Source organism: Staphylococcus sp. HMSC14C01, from assembly GCF_001808085.1.
Classification (GTDB): domain Bacteria; phylum Bacillota; class Bacilli; order Staphylococcales; family Staphylococcaceae; genus Staphylococcus; species Staphylococcus hominis.
In genome coordinates, this window is record NZ_KV792010.1 from 18,764 (window position 1) to 42,746 (window position 23,983).

The 23,983-nt window shown below is 30.9% G+C and carries 22 protein-coding genes; 12 read left to right on the forward strand and 10 right to left on the reverse strand.

Going from position 1 to position 23,983, the window contains the following annotated elements:
• The first annotated feature begins 39 nt into the window (after nt 1-39).
• Complete coding sequence (locus HMPREF3131_RS00345) at nt 40-462, forward strand: MaoC/PaaZ C-terminal domain-containing protein (RefSeq protein ID WP_017174969.1); 423 nt, start codon at nt 40-42, stop codon at nt 460-462.
• Between the two features lie 102 nt (nt 463-564).
• On the opposite strand, the gene HMPREF3131_RS00350 is transcribed toward HMPREF3131_RS00345, so the two are convergent.
• The 4 genes from HMPREF3131_RS00350 to HMPREF3131_RS00365 all read right to left on the reverse strand — a co-directional run bounded on the left by HMPREF3131_RS00350 (nt 565) and on the right by HMPREF3131_RS00365 (nt 4,351).
• Nucleotides 565-1,296, reverse strand: coding sequence for an amino acid ABC transporter ATP-binding protein (locus HMPREF3131_RS00350; RefSeq protein ID WP_070436310.1), 732 nt, complete (start codon nt 1,294-1,296; stop codon nt 565-567).
• Nucleotides 1,293-2,012 (reverse strand): amino acid ABC transporter permease, encoded by a 720-nt coding sequence (locus HMPREF3131_RS00355; protein ID WP_049434406.1) that lies wholly within the window; start codon nt 2,010-2,012, stop codon nt 1,293-1,295. The genes HMPREF3131_RS00350 and HMPREF3131_RS00355 overlap by 4 nt, the downstream gene beginning before the upstream one ends.
• Nucleotides 1,993-2,793: a transporter substrate-binding domain-containing protein gene (locus tag HMPREF3131_RS00360; RefSeq protein ID WP_070436311.1), complete on the reverse strand. Its 801-nt coding sequence runs from the start codon at nt 2,791-2,793 to the stop codon at nt 1,993-1,995. The genes HMPREF3131_RS00355 and HMPREF3131_RS00360 overlap by 20 nt, the downstream gene beginning before the upstream one ends.
• Nucleotides 2,794-2,911: 118 nt before the next feature.
• Nucleotides 2,912-4,351, reverse strand: coding sequence for an MDR family MFS transporter (locus HMPREF3131_RS00365; protein WP_070436312.1), 1,440 nt, complete (start codon nt 4,349-4,351; stop codon nt 2,912-2,914).
• 95 nt (nt 4,352-4,446) lie between these two features.
• On the opposite strand from HMPREF3131_RS00365, the gene HMPREF3131_RS11110 reads away from it, so the two are divergent.
• The gene (locus HMPREF3131_RS11110) at nt 4,447-4,545 is read left to right on the forward strand and encodes a putative metal homeostasis protein (RefSeq protein ID WP_017174973.1); all 99 of its coding nucleotides are present in this window, start codon (nt 4,447-4,449) and stop codon (nt 4,543-4,545) included.
• 133 nt (nt 4,546-4,678) lie between these two features.
• Here the strand turns inward: HMPREF3131_RS11110 and HMPREF3131_RS00370 are convergent, their stop codons facing one another.
• On the reverse strand, nt 4,679-5,365 hold the full coding sequence (locus tag HMPREF3131_RS00370) for a 2,3-diphosphoglycerate-dependent phosphoglycerate mutase (RefSeq protein ID WP_017174974.1): 687 nt from the start codon (nt 5,363-5,365) through the stop codon (nt 4,679-4,681).
• Between the two features lie 348 nt (nt 5,366-5,713).
• Here HMPREF3131_RS00370 and HMPREF3131_RS00375 point away from each other — a divergent pair, with 348 nt between their 5' ends.
• Nucleotides 5,714-6,157, forward strand: coding sequence for an aggregation-promoting factor C-terminal-like domain-containing protein (locus tag HMPREF3131_RS00375; RefSeq protein WP_017174975.1), 444 nt, complete (start codon nt 5,714-5,716; stop codon nt 6,155-6,157).
• A 40-nt stretch (nt 6,158-6,197) separates the two neighbouring features.
• On the opposite strand, the gene HMPREF3131_RS00380 is transcribed toward HMPREF3131_RS00375, so the two are convergent.
• The 3 genes from HMPREF3131_RS00380 to HMPREF3131_RS00390 all read right to left on the reverse strand — a co-directional run bounded on the left by HMPREF3131_RS00380 (nt 6,198) and on the right by HMPREF3131_RS00390 (nt 9,134).
• Nucleotides 6,198-7,073 (reverse strand): cation diffusion facilitator family transporter, encoded by an 876-nt coding sequence (locus HMPREF3131_RS00380; RefSeq protein WP_017174976.1) that lies wholly within the window; start codon nt 7,071-7,073, stop codon nt 6,198-6,200.
• Between the two features lie 181 nt (nt 7,074-7,254).
• Nucleotides 7,255-7,635, reverse strand: a complete 381-nt coding sequence (locus HMPREF3131_RS00385) for a GtrA family protein (RefSeq protein WP_017174977.1) — start codon at nt 7,633-7,635, stop codon at nt 7,255-7,257.
• A 2-nt stretch (nt 7,636-7,637) separates the two neighbouring features.
• Nucleotides 7,638-9,134 carry a hypothetical protein gene (locus HMPREF3131_RS00390; protein ID WP_017174978.1) on the reverse strand — a complete coding sequence of 499 codons (1,497 nt, stop codon included), beginning with the start codon at nt 9,132-9,134 and terminating at the stop codon, nt 7,638-7,640.
• 150 nt (nt 9,135-9,284) lie between these two features.
• Between HMPREF3131_RS00390 and HMPREF3131_RS00395 the strand changes: the two genes are divergently transcribed.
• From HMPREF3131_RS00395 to HMPREF3131_RS00415, 5 genes are all read left to right on the forward strand, one after another.
• Nucleotides 9,285-10,430 carry a glycerate kinase gene (locus HMPREF3131_RS00395; protein WP_019834816.1) on the forward strand — a complete coding sequence of 382 codons (1,146 nt, stop codon included), beginning with the start codon at nt 9,285-9,287 and terminating at the stop codon, nt 10,428-10,430.
• Nucleotides 10,431-10,445: 15 nt separating this feature from the next.
• A complete protein-coding gene (locus HMPREF3131_RS00400; protein ID WP_002488783.1) occupies nt 10,446-11,168 on the forward strand; it encodes a hypothetical protein in 723 nt (240 codons plus the stop codon).
• 140 nt (nt 11,169-11,308) lie between these two features.
• Nucleotides 11,309-12,505 (forward strand): putative multidrug effflux MFS transporter TcaB, encoded by a 1,197-nt coding sequence (locus tag HMPREF3131_RS00405; protein ID WP_002488760.1) that lies wholly within the window; start codon nt 11,309-11,311, stop codon nt 12,503-12,505.
• 225 nt (nt 12,506-12,730) lie between these two features.
• Nucleotides 12,731-13,396: an iron-sulfur cluster repair di-iron protein ScdA gene (scdA, locus tag HMPREF3131_RS00410; RefSeq protein WP_070436313.1), complete on the forward strand. Its 666-nt coding sequence runs from the start codon at nt 12,731-12,733 to the stop codon at nt 13,394-13,396.
• A 539-nt stretch (nt 13,397-13,935) separates the two neighbouring features.
• Entirely contained in the window at nt 13,936-14,547 is a 612-nt protein-coding gene (locus HMPREF3131_RS00415) for a C39 family peptidase (RefSeq protein ID WP_017174981.1), read from the forward strand.
• Nucleotides 14,548-14,598: 51 nt separating this feature from the next.
• Here the strand turns inward: HMPREF3131_RS00415 and HMPREF3131_RS00420 are convergent, their stop codons facing one another.
• The gene (locus tag HMPREF3131_RS00420; protein WP_019834814.1) at nt 14,599-15,411 is read right to left on the reverse strand and encodes a metallophosphoesterase; all 813 of its coding nucleotides are present in this window, start codon (nt 15,409-15,411) and stop codon (nt 14,599-14,601) included.
• Nucleotides 15,412-15,717: 306 nt separating this feature from the next.
• Between HMPREF3131_RS00420 and HMPREF3131_RS00425 the strand changes: the two genes are divergently transcribed.
• Nucleotides 15,718-17,118: an amino acid permease gene (locus HMPREF3131_RS00425; protein ID WP_048762174.1), complete on the forward strand. Its 1,401-nt coding sequence runs from the start codon at nt 15,718-15,720 to the stop codon at nt 17,116-17,118.
• Nucleotides 17,119-17,252: 134 nt separating this feature from the next.
• Nucleotides 17,253-19,349 (forward strand): cation:proton antiporter, encoded by a 2,097-nt coding sequence (locus HMPREF3131_RS00430; RefSeq protein WP_070436314.1) that lies wholly within the window; start codon nt 17,253-17,255, stop codon nt 19,347-19,349.
• A 53-nt stretch (nt 19,350-19,402) separates the two neighbouring features.
• Here the strand turns inward: HMPREF3131_RS00430 and HMPREF3131_RS00435 are convergent, their stop codons facing one another.
• Nucleotides 19,403-21,229 (reverse strand): APC family permease, encoded by a 1,827-nt coding sequence (locus HMPREF3131_RS00435; RefSeq protein ID WP_070436315.1) that lies wholly within the window; start codon nt 21,227-21,229, stop codon nt 19,403-19,405.
• 272 nt (nt 21,230-21,501) lie between these two features.
• Between HMPREF3131_RS00435 and HMPREF3131_RS00440 the strand changes: the two genes are divergently transcribed.
• A complete protein-coding gene (locus tag HMPREF3131_RS00440; protein ID WP_049379312.1) occupies nt 21,502-22,995 on the forward strand; it encodes a serine hydrolase domain-containing protein in 1,494 nt (497 codons plus the stop codon).
• A gap of 97 nt (nt 22,996-23,092) precedes the next feature.
• The gene (gene yidC / locus HMPREF3131_RS00445; RefSeq protein WP_049382401.1) at nt 23,093-23,935 is read left to right on the forward strand and encodes a membrane protein insertase YidC; all 843 of its coding nucleotides are present in this window, start codon (nt 23,093-23,095) and stop codon (nt 23,933-23,935) included.
• Nucleotides 23,936-23,983: the final 48 nt, after the last annotated feature.

A 23,983-nucleotide genomic window follows, 5' to 3' on the forward strand; every position in this document is an offset into this window, starting at 1 on the left:
CATTGCATTATAAGTATACTTTAAGGTAGGCATATAACTATGAAATACAGTATGTTTTCTATAGGAGATACATTCATTAGTAAACATTACAAAATAACTGAGAAAGAAATATTAGAGTTTGCTCATCAATTTGACCCTCAATATATGCATCTAGATAAGAAAAAAGCAGGTCAAGGAATGTATAAAGGGATTATAGCATCAGGTATGCATACCCTTTCTCTCTCCTTTAAACTTTGGATTGAAGAAAATAAATATGAAGAAGACATCATAGCAAGGACTCATTTAAATAATGTAACATTTATTAAACCTGTTTATCCAAATGATAACTTATATGTAAAAGTTAAAGTTTTAGATAAAAAATTAAAAAAACAATTTGGTAGTTTAACCGTTGAAGTTATGACATTTAATCAATATGAGAATAAAGTACTTCAATTTGAGCTTACTGTTTTACTATCAGTTTAAAATAATAAACATTTCTAAAGTCTATTTATGTGAAGAAAGAAAGCATTATTCAATAAAAAGAATCGTCGTTCAAGATGAAATATCTCAAACGACGATTCTTTTTTAATTTTTATTAATTACATTTAAAAAACGTCTTAATTCATCAGTTTTAGGATGATTAAATAATTCTTCAGGAGACCCTTCTTCACCAATTTCTCCGTCGTGAATAAATACAACTTTATTAGATACTTCTTTTGCAAAACGCATTGCATGAGTAACTATCACCATCGTCATGCCTTCATTTGCTAATTCTTTAATAACCTTCAACACATCATTCACAAGTTCAGGGTCAAGTGCTGATGTAGGTTCATCAAATAACATCACTTTAGGATTCATCGCTAACGCTCTCGCAATCGCCACACGTTGTTGCTGACCACCAGAGAGTGCATGAGGACGTTGATCTTTAACATGTGTTAAACCTACTTTTTCAAGTAAGCCTAATGCTCTATCTCTAGCTTCTGATTTACTCATTTTCTTTACAGTTACTAAACCTTCCATCACATTTTCTAAAGCTGTTTTATGTGGAAAAAGATTATAACTTTGGAATACCATACCTGATTGTTTCCGTACTTCAATTTGAGATTTCTTATCTTTAGCAGTATAAGTTTTATCATTCACAGTAACGTTGCCTTCAGTCGGAATCTCTAACGCATTAATCATACGCAATAATGTAGTCTTACCCGAACCGGAACGACCAATTAATGTGACAACTTCGCCTTTTTTTACATTCAAATCAATACCTTTAATTACTTCTTTATCATTAAAAGATTTATGAATATTGGATAACTCAATCATGCCTTATACCCTCTTTCAATATATGATTCATAGAAGCCTTGGATGACTGAAATAATAAAACAAACAACCCAATACATCACAGCTACGAGAATATAAATTGTAAAGTACTCGTATGTTGTAGAAGCAACTTCTTGCGCTTTACGGAACATTTCAGCTACTAAGATAAATCCTAATAATGAAGTGTCTTTAATTAATCCTAAGAATGTGTTACCTAAAGCTGGAACTGAAACACGAATCGCTTGAGGTAAAATAATACGTTGAATCGTTTGACGATAATTCATTCCAATAGAGTATGCCGCTTCTGTCTGGCCTTTTGGAATAGAAATAATACCGCCACGGATAATTTCAGATGCATATGCACCTACATTTAAAGACAATCCAATAATCGCTGAAACAACAGAAGACAATGTCCATTGTTCCTCCGCATTTCCAGTAATTAGACGTCCAAGTTCTGGAATACCATAAAAGATAATAAAGAGTTGTACAATCATTGGTGTCCCACGAATAATAGATACATATACACGTGCAATTCCTCTTAATACTTTACTAGACGAAATACGCATTAACGCCGTAAACAAAGCGATAATCAAACCTAAAATAAATGTCACAATTGTAATTGGAATAGAGTATTTTACTAAACCTTCCAACATGGGTCCAAATGCTTGAGTTGCTGCATCTAATGCGTGTTGTTGTTGACTATTTAGGCTCAGAAACATTTTCACCGAACCATTTCTCACCAATTTTTGCTAGTTCACCATTCTCTTTAAGTTTTTTCAAACCATCGTTGAAATCAGAAACAACTTTATCATCAACACTTTTAGAGAATGCAAATGCTGATTTATTTTGTTCTGCATCACCTTTGATTGCTTTAATTTTAGCATTAGGTTTTTGTTTTTTATAATCTAAATAAGATAAGCTATCATTAAAAGTACCATCCACACGTTTAGATAATAATAAATCAATAGACTGGTTGAAACCATCTACTTTAGTGATGTTAGCACCTTTATCTTTAGCAAGTTTTCCGTAGTTAGAAGTAAATGTTTGCGCTAATTTTTCACCTTTAACATCATCAAATGATTTAATATTCTTCTCATCATCACGAACAACTAAGACACCACTTGAATAAGTGTAAGGGTTAGAGAATTTATATTTTTCTTTTCTTTCTTTATTAATACCCACTTGGTTTGCAATGACATCAAAACGTTTTGCATCTAAACCAGCAAACATTGAATCCCAAGATGTTTCATTAAATTTAAGTTTATATCCTTCTTCTTTCGCAACAGCTTTAATTACATCAATATCATAACCAGTTAACTGATCTTTTTTGTTGTGAAAAGTAAAAGGTGCATAAGTCCCTTCAGTTCCTACACGTAATGTTTTTTTATCACTATTACTGCTACTTGATTTTGAATCACTATTTTTGTCAGATGAATCACTATTACCACATGCGGCTAATACAAAAATAAGTGTCAAAGCTACAAATAAAAGTCTTTTCATTAATAACTCCTCCATATTCCTATTAAATTAGTCAGAATAAATTAATTCTAATCTCATCACTATGAATAGTCAATAACTATTTAAACTATTAAATAAAATAGAATGTTTAGATATGAGGTTAATAACTTTCTTCATTTATATCTTTTTTTCGTTTAAGTAAAAAAGTTAATAATAAACTAACGACTGTGATAATCACTGCAAATAAAAAGCCAGAATGATAACCATGTATCATTGCGTCTGTTTGAATATGTTTCATCATCTCTGTTTTAGCCATTCCTTGATAATCACTTGGTGTCGGTTTAAAATGCTGACTTGCTACACTTAAAATTGTTACTAAACCAGCTGTACCAATAGAACCCGCTACTTGTTGAATCGTATTTGTCATTGAAGATCCATGAGCATTTAATTCTGGAGTGAGTTGGTTCATTGTATGCGTCATTACAGGCATTAACCCTAAAGCAATACCAATCATACGAATCGCATAAATAGTTGCTAAAACAATTGTTGACGTATGCTCATCCATCACTACAAAGTAGGACGTCGTAATCGTTACAATAATCATACCTATCATTGAAAGTACTCGTGCTCCAAACGTTTCATATAAACGCCCAGATATGATGGACATGATTGCCATTACAATTGCTCCGGGTAACAATATCAAACCAGAATCAACAGGCGTACGTTGCAACACATTTTGTACAAACATAGGTAAGACCGTTTCAGATCCAATCATTGAAATCATCGTTACAGCCATAATAGCAATACCCACTGCGAATTGACTATTTTTAAATACTTTAAAACTTAATAGAGGGGTTTCAAGTCGTTCTTGTCTCCAAATAAATAAAACTACAAAAATAATGCCTAAAATAATAGTGCTCAGAACGACTGGGTCATTCCAACCTTTCTGAGAAATAGAACTTACCCCATATAACATACCACCGAATCCGATAATAGATAAGATAATGGATAGCATGTCAATGGGCGCTTTTACTTTTACTCCAACGTTTTTAATAAAAATTAAAGCAAGTATAAAAGTCACTGCTGAAATTGGAGCTACAACATAAAACAATGCTCTCCAATTAATGTATTCAACCAAATATCCAGATAATGTAGGTCCAATCGCTGGTGCTAAACCAATCACTAATCCAAACATCCCCATATATTTTCCACGTTCGTGCGGTTCAAATATATCTAATATAGTCGTCATCATTAGTGGCATCATAATACCAGAACCTAATGCTTGGATAATTCTTGCAATTAATAAAGTAGTGAAATTAGGGCTAAATCCTCCTAGTAAAGTGCCTAGAAAGAATATAATAATTCCAGTTAAGAAGACCTGTCTTGTTGTATAACGTTGAATAATAAATGCAGATAATGGAATAACTACTCCATTTGTTAGTAAGAAGGCTGTTGTGAGCCATTGTACTTGAGAATATGCAATATGAAAATCTTTCATTATTCTCGGTAATGCTGTGGTCAACAAGGTTTCATTTAATAAACCAAAAAAACCACCTAATAGCATAGTGAAAATCATAATTAACTTTTTACTATGCGACATGGTATCATCTCCTTATTTTTATTTTATAAATCGTAATAATTACTATTTACATAAACCATCTTTTCCTTTATTCTTTATAAAAAGGAGGACTATTTATGAAACAAGATTTACAAACTGCACGTCGCAACTTAAAAAGTTCTAATATTAAAACACGCAAACGTGCATTAAAGATGATTAAGCAATATCGACGTTAGTTAAAACCGTTTAACTATTTTTACAAACAATCTTACTCCACTACATTAATAAAAGACTAAAGCACTTCTTTAATGCTTTAGCCTTTTATTGTATCTACTATATTACAATAAATAAAAATTCTTGCTCACACTTTTATAAATAATAATGATTAGTTACTTTTAAATCATCATCTAATTCATAAATTAACGGTGCGCCAGTTTTAATTTCATAGCCTATAATGTCTTCATCTGATACGTTTTCTAAATATTTAATTAATGCTCGAATAGAGTTACCATGTGCTGCTACAAGTACAGTATCCCCATCTAATAAATGTTGTGAAATATGATCAGTCCAAATTGGAATGACACGCTCTAATGTTGTTTTTAAACTTTCAGAGTAAGGCATCATACGATGATCTAAATGACGATAACGACGATCATTTAAATAAGATTGACGTTGTTCTTCAGTTTGTGCTGGCGGTAATACATCATAAGAACGTCTCCATTGATGAACTTGTTCTTCACCAAATTCCTTACGGGCATCATCTTTATTTAACCCTTGTAATTTTCCATAGTGTCGTTCGTTCAAGCGCCAACTTTTATGAACGGGAATCCATTCTTGGTCAGATTCAGCTAATAAATATTGAGTCGTTTCCAATGCTCTTGTTAATAAAGAAGTATAAGCAACATCAATTTCAATTTTGTTTTCTTTTAATTTTTTACCTGAAGTGATGGCTTCATTTCTCCCTTGTTCTGACAGTTGAACATCTTCCCAACCGGTAAATAAATTTTTCGCATTCCATTCACTTTGTCCATGGCGACATAAAATTAATTTTGGCATAATATAACACTCCTTAGGTTAATAGAAAGTTAATGAGTATAACGATTGAATTATAAATACTTTCCTCATTATTTAATTTAATATCTATTTATCTTTACACCATTATTATAGAACTATTTCACTTTTTTTCATAATAGGACTACTTATAATTTAATTCGGAATATATGATAAACGTTTGAGATATTTGTTACTTCGTGTTCATATTTGATAATGATTCTTGATATGACAGTAACCTATGTCATTAAATTAACTGTTATAGTGAACATACCGTAGTCAACATCTAGATTTATTGGGATGCAATGTTTTAATTCGAACATTAATATCCAAATCACAAAGGAGTTTTTTATCATGAAAAAATCAATTTTTGCATTAATGACCATGCTCTCATTAGGTGCCGCTGGATTAGAAAGTGGCCAGGCACACGCAGAAGAGGTATCAACATCCCCTTCTCAACAACATCAATACCAATATCATCAAAGTCATACATCTAATTTAAATATATCAAGTTCAAACGCGACAACTTCTAGTACTTCAAGTCGTACACAATCAGTATATCAACGTTTCTTAGCTGCTGGAGGCACAGAAGAAATGTGGGAGAAAATTGTACTTCCTGAATCCGGCGGTAACCCTAATGCATCAAATGGTCAATACCATGGATTAGGCCAAACTAACCAATCATGGGGGTATGGATCAGTGGAAACCCAAACTAAAGGCATGATTCAATATGCAAAAGAACGTTATGGATCAATTGGAGCAGCGATACGTTTTAGAGAATCAAATGGTTGGTGGTAAATTGAATCAAAAAAGAGCAGGAGTATACTCCCGCTCTTTTTTATTTCTCATTTAATGTATTTGGTTCTGGATGAACATATACAGACGATATACCATTATGTTCTAAATGTGTTTCTACTCTATCGCAAATATCATGCGCTTCTTGTAATGATAAATTTGCATCAACTACAATCGTTACATCTAAAAAAATGCTACTGCCGTGATAACGTCCTTTTACATTTTTTACTTCTCTTACATCTGTAACTTCTTGAACAAGACTTCGATATTCTTCTAAATCTTGTTCCTTAAATCCATCACTCAATGCAAAAATTGAATCTTTAAATATCCCAAACCCAGTATAAATAATTAAACATCCTAATACAGTAGCAAGTATCACATCAATAATAGGTAGACCAAATTGTGTAAATAATAATCCAATAGCAGTACCAATACTGACTAAACCGTCAGATAAATTATCTTTTGAGGCCGAGTCTAATGAGCTACTTTTAGTTTGTTTTGCAAGTCTATGATTAATAGCATAAACACCAATCATAATGACACCACTCATCATACTAATAATAATCGTAATAAAATTTGGAATATGGTGTTCATTTGTCAACATTCGAGGTGCATTTTCAATCACTACTTGGATACCTACAAACATAATAATGAATGATACGAAAAGCGTTGAAATATTTTCAGATTTCAAATGACCATAAGGATGATTTTTATCAGCTGGCTTAATTGAAATCTTTAACCCCACAATAACAGCGATAGATACAACAATATCAGTCATATTGTTCAATGCATCTGCTCTTACAGCTGCCGAATCGTACACATATCCAGTAATATATTTTGCAACAGATAAAACGATATAAACAACTAAACTTAAATAAGCGCCTCTTTGCGCCAATTTAAGATTTTCGTTTTGGGTCATATCTAGTTAACCACCTTAAACACTTAGTATTACTAGTATGTACTATCAAAATTTGAATTACAATATTTTTTTATTTCTATCATTTTTATAAAAATAAGCTAATTAATTTTTTAGTCAAACCTAATTTCCTATTTATAAAAAAAAGAGCTAGAAGTACACAATTCTAGCTCTTTTTTAAATTTTAGTCTTTTAAAATCCATTTAGATAATATAAAAGTAATCGGAATTGTAACGATAAGTCCTACAAACGGTGCAATTTCAGAAGGGAAATTAAACCATCTTACAAAGATATATAAAAACAAAGATTGCATTCCCATATTTACTACTTGTGTTAATGGAAAACTTAAAAATTTCTTAAGGGTTGGTTTAACTCTATAAACGAAATAACAATTTAAATAATAAGAAATAATAAAACTTACTATAAATCCAATAATATGACTCACCATATAGTGAATGTGTAATAATTTTAGTAAAATGAGATACACTAAATAATAATCAAGTGTATTAATCCCACCCACTATGACGAATTTAATTATTTCATAGTGCGTTTGTTTTAACTTCATAGTTAATCTCCTCTGTCTTCTATTACATTAATATCAAACGGCAATATTTTAAGTTGTTTATTATTTGAAATTTGATAGTACTCTTTGAAATTTTCCTTTTCGATTTCTTCAGTTGGAGTCATTTCATAGAAATATGTCTCAAATGGCAAATGTTTTACAATAATTTCATTTCTATGTTGTTGAATTTGAGTTTGAATATTATTTAATCTAGCTTCATATTTAAAATGCACAATCGTAAAAATAGCAATAAATACGAATAATAAACATCCTACACAAATTTTAAGAATATTATCATAGCTTTGTTTTAAAGTATGTAATTCAGTAACTAAAGTAATCAATATCACACACCACATTATATATACAATAAAGAACTGTTGAGACGTTACCTCTGAAATGAAAAAGATAGGTATAGCACTTAAAATAATAGAAATAAAAGCAACTATTAAAATAATACGATAGTAGCTATCTGTAACTATAATAAAACTAGCCATACTTATACTGACGAAAAAGCTAAAACATAATAAGAAATTAATTAGACCATAACTTGTAATCAAAGTTGTTTGATTAAAATTAAAGGGTTCAAAAATAAATATCTTGTATATAGGCAATACAAGTATACCAATCATTAATATCATTTGTCTGATTTTAGAAAACGTTTGAAAGCGAGTATTTTTTATAAGTAACCCAATTATAACAATCGCAATCATAGACACTATGATAATATGATTAAAAAACATATAACGTGGAAGGTCATTTAATATTGTAACTCTTAATTTATGAACATAACCTAAGCCATCAATGTGTGCTCTCATTGCTTGAATGTCACTTAGATAATTAATGTACGTCTGGTTAATCAACATGATTAATGTACCACATAATGATAATAGAAACCCTATTAATAAATTAAAGTTAATTTTACGTTTTAACACAAAATAAGCAATTAATGTCGTGAATAAAGCCAAATTAACGAAAAAAGTTAATGATTCAGCAAATAATTGCCCACTGAAACAACTGATCCAAAATAAAATGACATTGTACATTTTTAGTTCATCTTTTATAAATAAAATTTGACTTATAAAATACAAATTATAGAGAACACATATCATTCCAAAAGCATAACTAAAAAAGTAGCCAAAGCTTCCATAACTCTCTGAAAAAACTGAATTAGGTATAATAAGCAATAACATAGTTGCAAGCATGAGATGACGGATTGAAAATGTTTGGCGTATCAATTTGAGTATTAATAAAATAATGCTTACTGATATTATTGAATACATAATCATACGTAATATTACCGAACGCACTGCTACAAGTTCAATTAAATTACTAATATAACGTCCATTCAAATTATCAAAATGATGATAAAAGGTACTTATGCCTTGATGACTTCCAAAAAACCAATCGATTCCATGTAAAGGAATAATTAAACCTAAGTAACCGTAAAATAATAATAACCCTATGACCCAGATGTAAAATTCGTGTTGTTTAAAGTTAGACATTTACACTACTCCTCCACTACAATAATGTTACATTATAGTGTTTAATCAATTCTATTTAATTAAATACCATTATATACTTTTTTTATATTTTAAACATTAAATCATTTTAATTTAGTTTTTTATTTATAATTTTAATCAGAAGTGATCTCGTTGAACATAAACAAAATGGTTATTGCGCCAGATTCATTTAAAGAGAGTATGTCTGCTAAACAAGCTGGATTAGCTATAGAACAGGGTTTTAAAAATATATTCGGTGATGCGCTTAAAACAGAGGTTATCCCTATGGCAGATGGTGGCGAAGGTACAACCGAAGCTTTAATAGAAGCATTAGATGCGACAATTCATAGCATTAAAGTACATGATCCACTTTTTAGAGAAGTGACTGCATCTTATGCTCGTTCGAGAGATAATCATGTGGCTATTATTGAAATGGCAGCAGCTTCAGGATTAGATTTAATTCGTACAGATGAACGTAATCCTTTAATTACTACAACATTTGGCGTTGGCGAATTAATTAAAGATGCTCTAAACCATAATGTGACTAAAATTATATTAGGCATAGGGGGGAGTGCAACAAATGATGGTGGTAGTGGTATGCTGACCGCTCTTGGCGTAAAATTTCTAAACTCTGATAATGAAGAAATTGAACTTGGTGGTGGCGCTCTTGCTCATTTAACTCATATAGATGCGTCAAAATTAGATTATAGATTAAACGACGTTACCTTTGAAGTGGCATGTGATGTTACAAATCCTTTATTAGGTTCTAATGGTGCAACATATATTTACGGACCACAAAAGGGAGCAACTGAAAAGATGATACCAAAGTTGGATTCCGCACTCGCAAATTATCATGATATGATAGAGAAAGCATATCATATCAGTGTTAAAGATATACCTGGTGCTGGAGCTGCCGGTGGATTAGGAGCTGGTATTCTCACTTTCTTCAATGCGTCATTATCTAATGGCATCGATATTGTCTTAAAAGAAACGCAATTTCTTCAAAGCATTAAAGATGCCGATTTAGTTATTACAGGAGAAGGAAAAATAGATGTACAAACGATTTATGGTAAAACACCTATCGGAGTGGCAAAAGCAGCCAAACAATTCGACTTACCTGTTATTGGTATATGCGGTAGTTTAGGAAAAAATTATCAAGCCGTATATCAACATGGAATTGATACTGTGTTTAGCATTATAGAAACGCCATCAGAACTCCCCTATTTATTAGAAAATGGAGAACGATTCTTAACACAAACTGCTGAAAATATTGCTCGATTAATTAAGTTAAATGATTAAAAAGAGGTGAAATCTATGAAACGTACTGAAAAATACAAAGATTCATATCAATACGATGATCAATATCAACAACGTAATCAAAAAAGTCGCGAGTATCAACAACGTCAACAGAGACGTCAAAGTGAAGAAAATTACAGAAGAAATGAACCTCGTCAAGAGTATCATCATCAAAATCAGGGCGATTATGATGAAAATGCTAACCGTTACTATAACGATCGTGACTTTAGACGTGAACAATTACTAGAAGAAGAGAATGAAAAAAATAAAAAATCAAAACGTTGGTTAATCGCTATTATTGCAATTCTTCTTTTAATTATTGGCATTTTTGCGACTAAATCTTATATTGATCATAAAAAGGAATCGGACAATAAACAACATACGTATAATGCAACAAATGATGTATCTAAAAATTATCAACAAGAAGTTCAAAATCAAAGCGATAATATCAAGAAACAAGTTGAAGATGCAAAAAATGATATTAAAGATAAAATAGACACTGAATCACGTCTTAGACAAATACAATCTCAAATTGATAAATTAAAAAATAATGAGATTACTAAAGAAGACTCTAAATTAACTCAATTTTATCAAGACCAAGTTAATAAGTTAAAAGAAGCAAATAATGCACAACAAAACAACGCAAATGAAAACAAAGTGAATGCGCTATTAGATGATGTCAATAATAAAGTAGATGATATCAAGAAAAAACTAAACAGTATTCTTGGTAATAATAATTAATATTCTTATGTATTGTGACAAATTTCAGCTCTAAAAAGATTGATTAAATCAATCTTTTTAGAGTTTTTTATATTTGAAATTACATATTTTCTCAAAAACCTATATAATGTACATTGCAAATCTTTTCAAGGAGTACAATTATGCATAACTCAACACATACTAAATTGCCGATGCTATTACTCATTGTTCTAGGAACAATGACAGCATTTGGTCCAATGATTATAGATATGTATTTACCCGCTTTACCAGCAGTTCAGCAACAATTTAATACATCAACGTCAAGCATACAACTTACCCTATCCTTTGCAATGATTGGCCTAGCACTTGGACAGTTTATATTCGGACCTTTATCAGATGTATTCGGTCGAAAAAAAATTGCACTAATAATTCTTAGTGTATTCGTTTTAGCTTCATGTGGTGCGATATTTATTACAACATTTCCACTATTTTTATTGATACGTTTGGTACAAGGATTAACTGCCGGAGGTATTATTGTTATCGCTAAAGCTTTCGCAGGAGATTATTACCAAGGAAATACTCTAGCTAAATTTCTTGCTTCTCTTATGGTTGTAAATGGTATAGTAACTATTTTAATGCCATTACTTGGAGGTTTATCGCTTTCTCTTGGCTCATGGAGAATTATCTTTGTTATTTTAACAGCTATTAGCATAATCATGTTATGTGGCGTTACTTTCAATATGCCGACCACACATCATTCTGAGCATGTTACTGCCAATTTCAAACATATATTTTCTGACTTTGGACGTTTGCTTAAACGACCAAGATTTATTATTCCAATGTTTTTACAAGGATTAACTTATGTTATGTTATTTAGTTTTTCATCTGCTTCTCCGTTTATCACTCAGAAAATATACCATATGACGCCTCAACAATTTAGCGTAATGATTGCAATCAATGGCATTGGTTTAATTGTTGTGAGTCAAATCGTTGCTTTGCTTGTTGAACGTATACATCGTTTTAAAATCTTAATTTATTTGACTTTCATTCAACTTATTGGTGTACTTCTCGTTGTATTTACTTTGATATTACAAGGTCCATTGTGGCTCTTATTAGTCGCTTTCTTTTTAAATGTTTGTCCTGTCACTTCAATCGGCCCCTTAGGATTTTCAATGGCTATGGAAGAACGTACTGGTGGAAGTGGAAATGCTTCTAGTTTACTAGGTTTATTCCAATTTATCCTTGGTGGTCTAGTGTCTCCTTTAGTTGGTCTTAAAGGACAGTATAATGTAATGCCTTATCTCACAGTAATTGTTATCACAGCAATTCTCATAGTTTTACTTCAATTTTTATATTTTAAAAAATATCAACGTATCTAATATATTCTTATATTAATAAACGTAATCTAGCATCCATTTTTAATATAAACATCGACTGCTAATATGTTAAAAAATATTTGAGACAATTATTATATCTCAAGTATTTTTTAACATTCACAAATTTGTAATGACTTTTCAACAAATACATGACAACTTATTCTTCTCTAATTGAAAATGATTATTATTTACTATAATAAACTATAGTTAAATAAGGAGGATTTATTTATGGTCACTAAAGATTCAATTGTTGCTAATGTCGTTACTGATTTTCCATTAAGTTCGGATGTTTTCAGAAAATACGGAATAGATTTTTGTTGTGGTGGAAATATCTCAATTAAAAATGCAGTAAAAAATAAAAAAGTAAATGTCGATACAATTATAGAAGAAATTAATCATTTACCTGTACATTCAACAGGAAATATCAACGTTAAATATTTAGATGTCCCTTCCTTAATTCAATATATTCAATCACGTTACCATGAAACAATGCATGAAGAATTTAAAAACCTTTCACCTTATGTCACTAAAATTGCAAAAGTTCATGGACCAAACCATCCATATTTACTTCAATTACAAGAGTTATATCGCCAGTATCGTGATGGTATGCTTGAACATATGGATAAAGAAGATAATCATGATTTTCCATTACTCATTAAAATTGCACGTGGTGAACAAGTTAAGAATGCGCATCAGGTTATTGAAAGTTTAGTTGAAGATCATACTCAAACTGGACATCTATTAGAAGAAATGAGCGATTTAACAAATCAGTATCAGCCACCTAGTGAAGCATGTAATACTTGGCGTTTAGTCTACACACGCCTTGAACATTTAGAACGTGAAACACATGAACATGTACATCTTGAAAATCACGTATTATTTAATAAATTTTAATTTGTATTAACGATAACATGCATCCTAGAAAAATAAGATTGACTTACTTTTTTAACACAATCAGATTAAATAAGAAGCTATGACATCTTAAGGACTAAACCCATATCTACAGAATCAAAAGAAAGCAGGTCCTTTAATGTTATCTATCGGTATAATGTGCAATAAAGATTTTTGACGCAATAAACATAACATAAATGATATTGTTCATGCCGCAAAATAAAATAATACTTGGGAGTTTGCATATATTCATTTTTAAATGCATAACTCCCAATTTTATTTTATATTAACTGTTCAATCTTTCTGTTGCATATTAAAAATTAGTATATGAATAAGATACATTTTAAGCATGATATCTTTAATCACTTTTGGGTTTGAATTTTTAACATCAATTACTATATCAACATTCTTCTTATTGTCTTAAATATGTTGACCCACATTTTGTTAATACAAAGAATTCAAATGATTATACGCTACTCTAATCAAGGTATATAATAAATTTACTTTAAAACAATGTTTTACTGACATAAAGGAGAACGTTAATGAATAAAAAATTATTATCAGTTACGCCTAAAAGTCAACTTTTTCCAATCCCTATGATTATGGGTTGTGAAGGCGTTTCTGCAGCTATGTTATTACAATATAATCATCATAATATTAAAGCTACTGATATTATGAAACATTGGCCTACGCATCCAAATAATCCCTATAAAGGCTATGTTGGTCACCATTTACTTGTTAAGTTTGGTCATCACCAAACGATTTTCCCTTCTGCTTATGTTCCATATTTACAAACATTTGATTCACGTATCGTAGATGGCACTGGTACGAATTTAGAAGAATTAGAAACTGTGATTGATCAAGGACAACCGATTCTTATGTATCATACAAGCTTAGGTCAAAAACCTTCACGTAAAACGTTTAAATTTGATAACCACACGCGTCAGCTTGTGTCTAACATTCACGTTACATTACTTATTGGATATGACGACACACATTACTATTATATTGATCCTTTATGGAGTCACTTTTTAAGAAAAATAATTGTGCCTGCATTAGTACCTAATCGCTTCCAGATTATAAAAATTAAAAAAGAATTCATGGAGCGTAGCTTTAACGCCCCTGGTAAAAAATGTATCTATGTAAAACCATAAATTAAAAGAGCAAAAAGCGACTGTCTTCTGAACGTCGTTTCTTGCTCTTTTTTATTCTATTACAAAGTCTATTAATGCATGATTCATTTCTGAATATATATCTGCTGTTCGCCATTCTCTTTTATAACCTAAACAAGGACATAAAAAGGTTATATTATTTTCTACTAAAGATTTACGAAAATGAACATGCCCCATAATACTGTATTTAATCGGAAACTGTTGATATAATCGGTCGAAATCTGATGTACCTATAAATGCATTGAAAAAATCAAAAATACGATGAGGGGTAGGTACTACAAATTTAGAATGTGTCACAATATGTGTCATTAAAATAATTTGTTTATCTTGAAGTTGCTCCAATTCTTGTTTAACATGCTTAGCCGCCTTTTTGGATAAAATCGTATCATCTTCATCCCAATCGATTTTCACTTTATCTTGCCAAGTGGCCCCATAATATTTCCCTTTTTTTAATCGAGTTTCTTCAAACTTTTTATCAGCGTAACTGTAATCATACCAAGCAGTATGGCCTACAATAGCCCAATTATCATTAATTACATATGGATGATCCAACAAACACTCTGGCTTTGTTCTATAAAAATCATAAATATCTTGAGATGTCGTTCCATCCTCTACTTTCCAATAATCATGATTTCCTGGAACAAATAATACGGGAATATGTAAAGCAGTTTTTAAATCTTTAATAAATTGATAGCTATCTCTAAAATAATTTGAAATATCTCCTGCAATTAATAGTAAGTCAATCTCTCTATGTTGAACTACTTTAATCAATGTTTCTAGATATACATTTGATTTTAGTTTAGGATGTCTGTCTATATGTAGATCAGAAATCGCTCCAATTCTCATTCCTCTACTCCTCTAATACATTTTTAAATTTTATCTATTATGCCATAGATTATTATAAATATAAATTATTCTGTTTTTCATAGTTGTATACACACATTTGTTTTTTTGAAAATTAAGAGTATAATAAAATTAACTTTTAACAAAGTTACATATTTAACAAAATTTAAAAAAGTAAACTTTTAAAAATCTGAATATTCTAATTAATTACAAATTGATCTTCACTCTTTTCCACTTTGTTAAACAAGTTTTTAAAATTTAAAGAAAGCGCTTACGTAATTATCGTGTGGCTTTCTGAGGGGGAAGTCTATGGCAAGACAGTTAGAAAGAGAATTAAGTAATAGACACATTCAATTAATTGCAATTGGTGGCGCTATTGGCACAGGATTATTTTTAGGTTCTGGACAAACGATTTCGTTAACAGGGCCATCCCTACTAATCACCTATCTAATTATTGGTATAGTGTTATTTGCTTTCATGAGAGCACTTGGAGAATTATTACTTAGTAATACACGTTTCAATTCATTTGTAGATATTGCCAACGAATATTTGGGACCATTCGGTGGTTTTGTCATTGGTTGGACATATTGGTTATCTTGGATTGTTTCAAGTATGTCTGATTTAACGGCAATGGGACAATATTTTAGTTTTTGGTTTCCAAACGTTCCTCACTGGCTAACTGTATTATTTATCGTACTCTTACTTATTTCATTTAATATGCTTGGTGCAAAATTATTTGGAGAGTTAGAATTTTGGTTCTCTATTATAAAAATTATTACTATTATTGCTATGATTATCGTTGGCTTAGTTATGATTTTCTTTTCATTTAAAACGTCATATGGACATGCGTCTTTTAGTAATCTTGTAAATCATGGTGGTATTTTTCCAAATGGACCAGCTGGATTTTTAATGTCATTCCAAATTGCTGTCTACTCATTTATTGGTATTGAACTAATAGGTGTTACAGCTGGAGAGACTAAAGACCCTCGCACAGTGATTCCAAAAGCAATTAATAATGTACCTGTTAGAATTTTATTATTCTATGTGGGAGGCTTACTTGTGATCATGTCAGTGATTCCTTGGAATAAGATTAACCCTGATGCAAGTCCATTTGTGATGTTATTTAGTATGATTGGTTTACCTTTTGCAGCAGGACTTGTTAACTTTGTCGTGTTAACAGCAGCCGCTTCTGCAACGAATAGTGGTATTTATTCTAATAGTCGTATTTTATTTGGTTTATCTAAACAAGGATTAGGACCTAAGATGTTAAGTAAGACAAATCATCATAGTGTGCCTTACTTATCAATGTTTGTATCTTCTGGGACATTACTTTTAGCCGCATTATTAAACTTTATCTTTCCAGATGCAATTCAATTATTTATTTATGTCACTACACTCTCAACTGTATTATTTATAGTTGTTTGGGCAATGATTATTATTTCTTATATTATATATGTACGAAAAAATCCTGAAGAACATAAACACAATAAATTTAAACTTCTAGGCGGTAAAGCACTGGCTTATGTTATTCTTGCATTTTTCTTGTTTGTATTTGTGTTATTGTTCTTTAGTGCTGATACGAGAGTAGCCATATTTATTTCACCAGTTTGGTTTATATTCTTATTCTTGTTCTATAAAAAGTATAAGAAAAATGCTGAATATTTAGCTGAAAAAACACGTCAGCAACCTCGAGAATCAATCAATCATTAGATATTTTATTAAGCGGAACTGAATTCAGTTTCGCTTTTTTATGTCTTAATAATGACATATACTAAAATATCTCATTATTTTTTTAATCATGATAAAATATTAAGTATTTAAAAAAGAAAGGAGTCATAATACATATGGAATTGTTAGAAGCTTTTTTATTATTTATACTTGCCGTTATCATTAGTTCTATTATTTATCATCGTTTCCCCAACATTCCAACAGCTTTCATTCAAATTGCCTTAGGTGTAGCGCTATTCATCTTCCCCATTCCACTACATTTTAAATTTGAACCAGAAGTTTTTATGATGGCTGTCATTGCCCCACTCTTATTTGTGGAAGGGACACATGTTTCTAGAGAAAAGCTTTTAGAATACCGAAAACCTGTCGTGCTTATGGCCATGGGATTAGTATTTACAACTGTGATTGGAGTTGGCTTTTTCATTCATTGGATTTGGCCTAATTTACCGATGCCAGCTGCTTTTGCTATTGCAGCTATTTTATGTCCGACAGATGCAGTTGCTGTATCAGCCATTACTAAAGGTAAAGTATTACCCAAGGGGTCTATGGCAATTTTAGAAGGAGAGTCTCTATTAAATGATGCTGCAGGTATTATTTCTTTTAAAATTGCAGTCACTGCTCTGGTAACAGGTAGTTTTTCAGCTATGAATGCAATTGGTCAGTTTTTACTCTCAACATTTCTTGGTATTTTAGTAGGTGCAATAATTGGTGCTTTAGTCGTCAGTTTACGTGTTTACCTCACGTCTAATAAAGGTTTAAAAGATAGTAATACATTGACTTTCATCCAATTGCTTACTCCTTTTGTCATTTATTTTATTGCAGAAGAAGTCCATGCTTCTGGGATTATTGCAGTTGTGGTAGCTGGGTTAATTCATGGTTTAGAACGAGATCGTCTCATTCGTGCCCAAACTGAATTACAAATGAACTACAATCAAATTTGGAATACATTAAGTTATGCATTAAATGGCTTTGTCTTCGTCGTTTTAGGATATATTGTGCCAGAAGTTATTTTAGAAATTGTACGTAATGAACCACAAAATTTAGTTTTTCTAATTGTGGTGGCATTCCTCATAGCATTTGCCATCTATATCTTTAGATTTATTTGGGTCTATGTTTGGTTTAAAGATTTTTACTATCCAAAAAACGTTGAAGCATATCTCGATGAAGAAGAAGAAACACAACCACCAAAACGGAGACGTTATGCATTTATTATGACCTTGTGTGGTATTCATGGAACGATTTCATTGTCAATGGCGTTAACGTTACCATTCATTATTAACGGCAATCAAAACTTTGATCATAGAAATGATTTACTCTTTATTGCTTCAATGATGGTACTTATCAGTTTAATTTTTGCACAAATGATCCTTCCATTCATTACGCCATCCGAACAACAATCACACTTCAAAGGTATGAGTTATCAATCAGCTAAAATTTTCATGATTCAACATGTTATTCGCACATTAAAAGAAAAAGCAGATACACACAAAGATATTGATTATCGACCTATTCTGAATCAATATTTTAATGAATTATCATTTTTAATCGACATGGAAAGTGATGATAAAAATACGAAAGAATTACATCGATTAAGAGACATTGCAGAAGATGTTGAAACTGAGACGCTTCAACAGTTAATTAAACAGGAGCGTATTACTAAAAAAGATTTAAGTGATTATCGCAAAGTAATGGAATTGACACAATCATTTAGAGAAATGTCTTTTATTGAGAAATTGAATCGTTTTAGTAAGTTAATCATACTTAGATTTAAAGCGCGAAAAGATTCACGTAAAAGTGTGAATCAATCATCATTTGAACAACAACGCTATACTGACAGAAAAGAATTAAGACATAACTTTAAAAAAGTACAACACATCATACGTATTGTTAATCGTCAGGTGACTTTAAGACTTCAAGAAGAACAAAATAGCACAAATGTTCTCGAAGTCAGTTTAATTATCAACCAATATTATGCATTATCACGTAAGTTAAGACAACATCATAATCGAAAACGTCAACGTGAGGAAAATAAATTCATGTATGAATTAAATACTCAACAACAATATGATGCCAAATTAGATGCATTGTATACTCAACGTCAAATTTTAGATGAATTGATTTCTAGAAATAAAGTTACAAATGAAATTGCCGCACAATTACGTGAAAATATTAACTATAATGAAATTGTACTTGCCAAGGAATTAAATCATTAATATATAGAAAGAACTCAAGAGACCTGTATCTCTCGAGTTCTTTTTATTTTCTTCTACTTTTGTAATTTATAAGGAACCGTCGCTAAAATAACATTTTTTTGATAGAATAAATGCATTTTTAATCGCAAACTCGTTTGATTGTGTAAAAAGTTATGCCATGGTTTTTTAGGAATAAATTCAGTGACAACCACTGTGATGACATAGTTTTGATCATTCGCTTTTTTATTAATTTTATCGATAAATCGAGAAATCGGACGAATGACACTGCGATATTCTGAGTGTAACGTCACTAGTCTAATATCTGGATATTGTTTATTCCATTTTTCAATAAATAAATTATCAGTTTGATCTCCGAAAGATACATGTACAGCAATCACATCATCTGCAATCATATGTGCATAATAAATAGATTTATTTAATGCTGTAGTGATCGTATTAACGGGTACAATCGCTAGATTTTTATCGACCACTGGCATATCTTGAACAATTTTAGTTGTGCTAAGTTGCTCAGCAATATCCTTGTAATGTCTATTAATACGCGTAAATATATATACAACAATCGGTAAAAAAATTAAGATTGGCCATACTTGGTTAAATTTCGTAATTAAGAAAATCATAAATACGATAAAAGTAATAGTACCCCCTATAGCATTTGCAATAAGTTTAGTAGACCATCCTTTTTCACGACCACGAATCCATTTTAAAACCATTCCATATTGAGCTAGTGTAAATGGAATAAACACACCTACTGCATATAAAGGAATAAGATTTTCAGTTTTACCATGGAAAAAGATAATAAGCAACATTGCACAAATGCCTAATGTAATAATTGAATTTGAATAACCTAAACGGTCTCCTCTTACGTTAAACATACGTGGCATATATTTATCTTTTGACATACTTGCAGCTAACATTGGAAAAGCTGTGAATCCAGTATTAGCTGCAAGGACAAGAATCATGACAGTCGTTACTTGTACAAAATAATATCCTACATTATGCCCTAAAATATTCATTGCAAGTTGAGATAATACAGTTGTTTCAGTCTGTGGCATAATACCATACCAATATGCTAATCCCACAATACCTACAAGTAAGAAAGCTAATATCATTCCCATAGTAATTAACGTTTTAACTGCATTTTTAGATCCAGGATCTTTAAAGTTTGTTACTGCATTCGAAATGGCTTCTACACCTGTTAGAGATGATGCACCTGAAGAAAATGCTTTAAGTAATAAAAATAATGTGACACCTGGCACTGCGGTTCCTACTGTCGCCTGCATATGAGGTTCTGCTTGTCCGGTTGCCACTTGCCATGTTCCAATAACAATCATGACTATTAATCCAATTATAAATAAATAAACTGGATAAGAGAGCACAGTTGCTGACTCTGTTAAACCACGTAAATTCATTATTAGAATAAATAGTACCAATAAACATGCAATGAATACTTTATAGTGATATAACCCTGGAAATGCTGCAACAAAAGCATCGGCACCTGATGAAATGCTTACTGCGACGGTTAAAATATAATCAACTAATAAAGAGCCACCTGCAAGCAATCCCCATTTTTCTCCTAAATTTGTTTTAGAAACCATATACGCTCCTCCGCCTTTAGGATAAGCATATATAATTTGACGATATGATAGAATCAATGCTGCAAGTAGCACTAAAACAGCAGCCGCAATAGGTAATGTATACCAAGATGCAATAGCGCCAACCATAGATAAAGTAATTAAAATCTGTTCTGGACCATAAGCTACTGAAGATAATGCGTCAGAAGATAAAATTGCTAAAGCCTTAAAGTTACTTATTTTTTCATTTTTTAAGTCTCTATTTTTTTTTGGCTTACCAATAATAAGTATTTTAAATTGAGTGAACATAATCCATCCTTACCTCTTTTTATATTCATTTTTAATGGATAAAATATACTCCTATTTAGTGAAAAAGTATACATTTACGTGGAAATAATATAGTATAAATTACATTTTAAGTAACTTTTTACAATTATATTTTTAGAGTATATCTTTTTTTAATAGTTATAAAGAGGTATCAACAGTATTTAATATTTGTATAGAGCGGTTTAAGTTTAAACTTGCTATACTATTTTTAGAGGTTTAATTTTAAGGAGTATTAAGTAAGGAAGTAAGGGAAAATGAGAAAAAATTTTATCATGATTGGGATGATTTTATTAGTAGGAATCATTATTCTTTCCATAGCTATTAAATTAAAACCTAGTTATTCAATGTTTAGTCCATCGTCACAAAGTTATATCGATAACATGATTGTTAATAAAATGAAAGACGATCATATTCCAGGAATGTCCATTCTTATTGTAAAAAATAATAAGACGATTCTTAATAAAGGCTATGGTTTTTCAAATATTAAAAAGAAATCCAAAGTCACACCAAATACGCGTTTTGAAATTGCTTCAAATACCAAAGCATTTACGGGTTATGCAATAATGAAACTTGTTGAGGCACATAAAATCAATCTCAATGATAAAGTCAGTCATTATATTCCAGGTTTCTATATGAAATATAATCATAAAAAAGTAGATATCACAGTAGATCAATTGATTGCTCAAACAAGTGGTATTTCAGGAGACATCACAAATGATGACAAAATCACAAAAGACACAAACAGTCTAGAAGGCCTTGTTCATAGTATCAAAGGACGTAACTTAGATGCTAAACCTGGCAAGCAATTTGAATATTCCAATATGAATTATGATATTTTAGGTTTGATTGTTCAAAAGGCTTCACATCAATCATATGCGACTTACTTAAACACACATCTTTTCACTCCATTACATATGACACAATCAACTGTAAAGGAAAGTAATATGAAAAAGAACAATGATGCTCAAGGGTATGTAATCAAAAAAGGAAAAGCTTATGCTGATAGTCCTGAATTTAATTTAGGAGATAATCCAGCTGCCTATATGATGACGAACACGAAAGATTTAGCCTCTTGGTTGAAGTTTCAACTTAATCCGCCAAAAAAGGTAGCATCATTAGTTCAACTAACACATCAACCTAAAGTTAAAGCAATAGATAATTCTCAAGACGTTCACTATGCAACAGGTTGGTTTATTGATGATAATCATTCAGAAACAATTGTATATCATCCTGGCACACTTGAAAACTATTCTTCATATATTATTTTAAATCCAAAAAAAGATTATGGCATTGTAGTCCTTGCTAATAGCTATTCAAAAAATGTAGCCGAACTTGCACAGCATCTCAATACACAAATGAGTAATGGTCAACATATTAAAACGTTACAATATCTTATTAATCAGTGGAATATCCTATTTATCATCATCACTATTATTTTGCTAATAGCTGTAGCAAGTGTTTTTCTAATAATCTATCGTTTAATTTTTAAATTTAAGTCTATTCATTTTAAAACGATGTCTCGTGGATTACTCATCAAAATAAGTATGATGCTGTTAACTTTTACACTTATTTTAGCGATTCTCCACTTACTTCCAACACTCTTATTATCAAATTCTGATTGGCGTTTTATGATGTCATGGTTACCATTACAAGCGAAAATAACATTATTTAGCTTCGTCTTATTACTGACAAGTCTATGGAGTTATTTTATCCTAAACATCATAACGCGATCCAAACGACCAATATAATCTATTAAAACATGTATTTCTTCTTTTCTTCATTATTATGTTAAGCTTATATCACTAAGACTAAGATTATTAAAGACCAGTGTATAGGAGTTTAAATATGAAAAAGAAATGGTTCTTATTACCGATGGCCTTAATAATGCTTGCAGGTTGTGACTATTCTCATAAAGAAGAACAACACGGCCTATTTTATACTGTATTTGTAAAACCGATGGATGCTTTACTTCATGTCTTAGGACATACATTCAATGAAAACTATGGTTTAGCTATTATCGTCATTGTATTTATATTGCGTTTAATACTGATGCCACTCATGTGTATTCAAGTAAAAAATATTCATGTTATTCGTGGCAAAACAGATGTCGTAAAACCAGAAATTAATAAAATCCAAGAAAAAATTAAAGAAGCTCAATCGCCTGAAGAACGACGTGCAGCAAATAAATTATTAATGAAAAAATATAATGAGTATGGAATCAATCCTTTTAAAAATTTAATTGGCACATTTCCAATTTTAATTCAAATTCCAATTCTTCTCGGACTATATACGTCAATTAAATATCCAACAAGTGGTGGTATTACTCAGCATCCTCATTTTTTATGGTTTAATTTAATGCATACTGACATAATCATGACCATCATTGCAGCTGTGATGTATTTTATACAACCTCTTGTCAACTCAATTCATTATCCTAAAAATGAACGTCGATCTTATTATGTCATGATGGTCTTATCCCCTTTATTTATTACTTATGCATCATTACATTCAGCATCAGCGTTAAGTGTATATTGGGCTATAAGTGCAACTTTTTTAATTATTCAAATGCATTTTGCTCATAGCCATTATGCGAAAGTGGGTAAAATTGAGGGAGAAAAATTAAGACAACGCATAGAAACAAAGCGTCAAACTACTTCAGAAACATCCTCAAGCACTTCTAACCATTGATAAGATCAATTATATCAAAAGAGTCCGGGACATAAAGTATCTAGATAA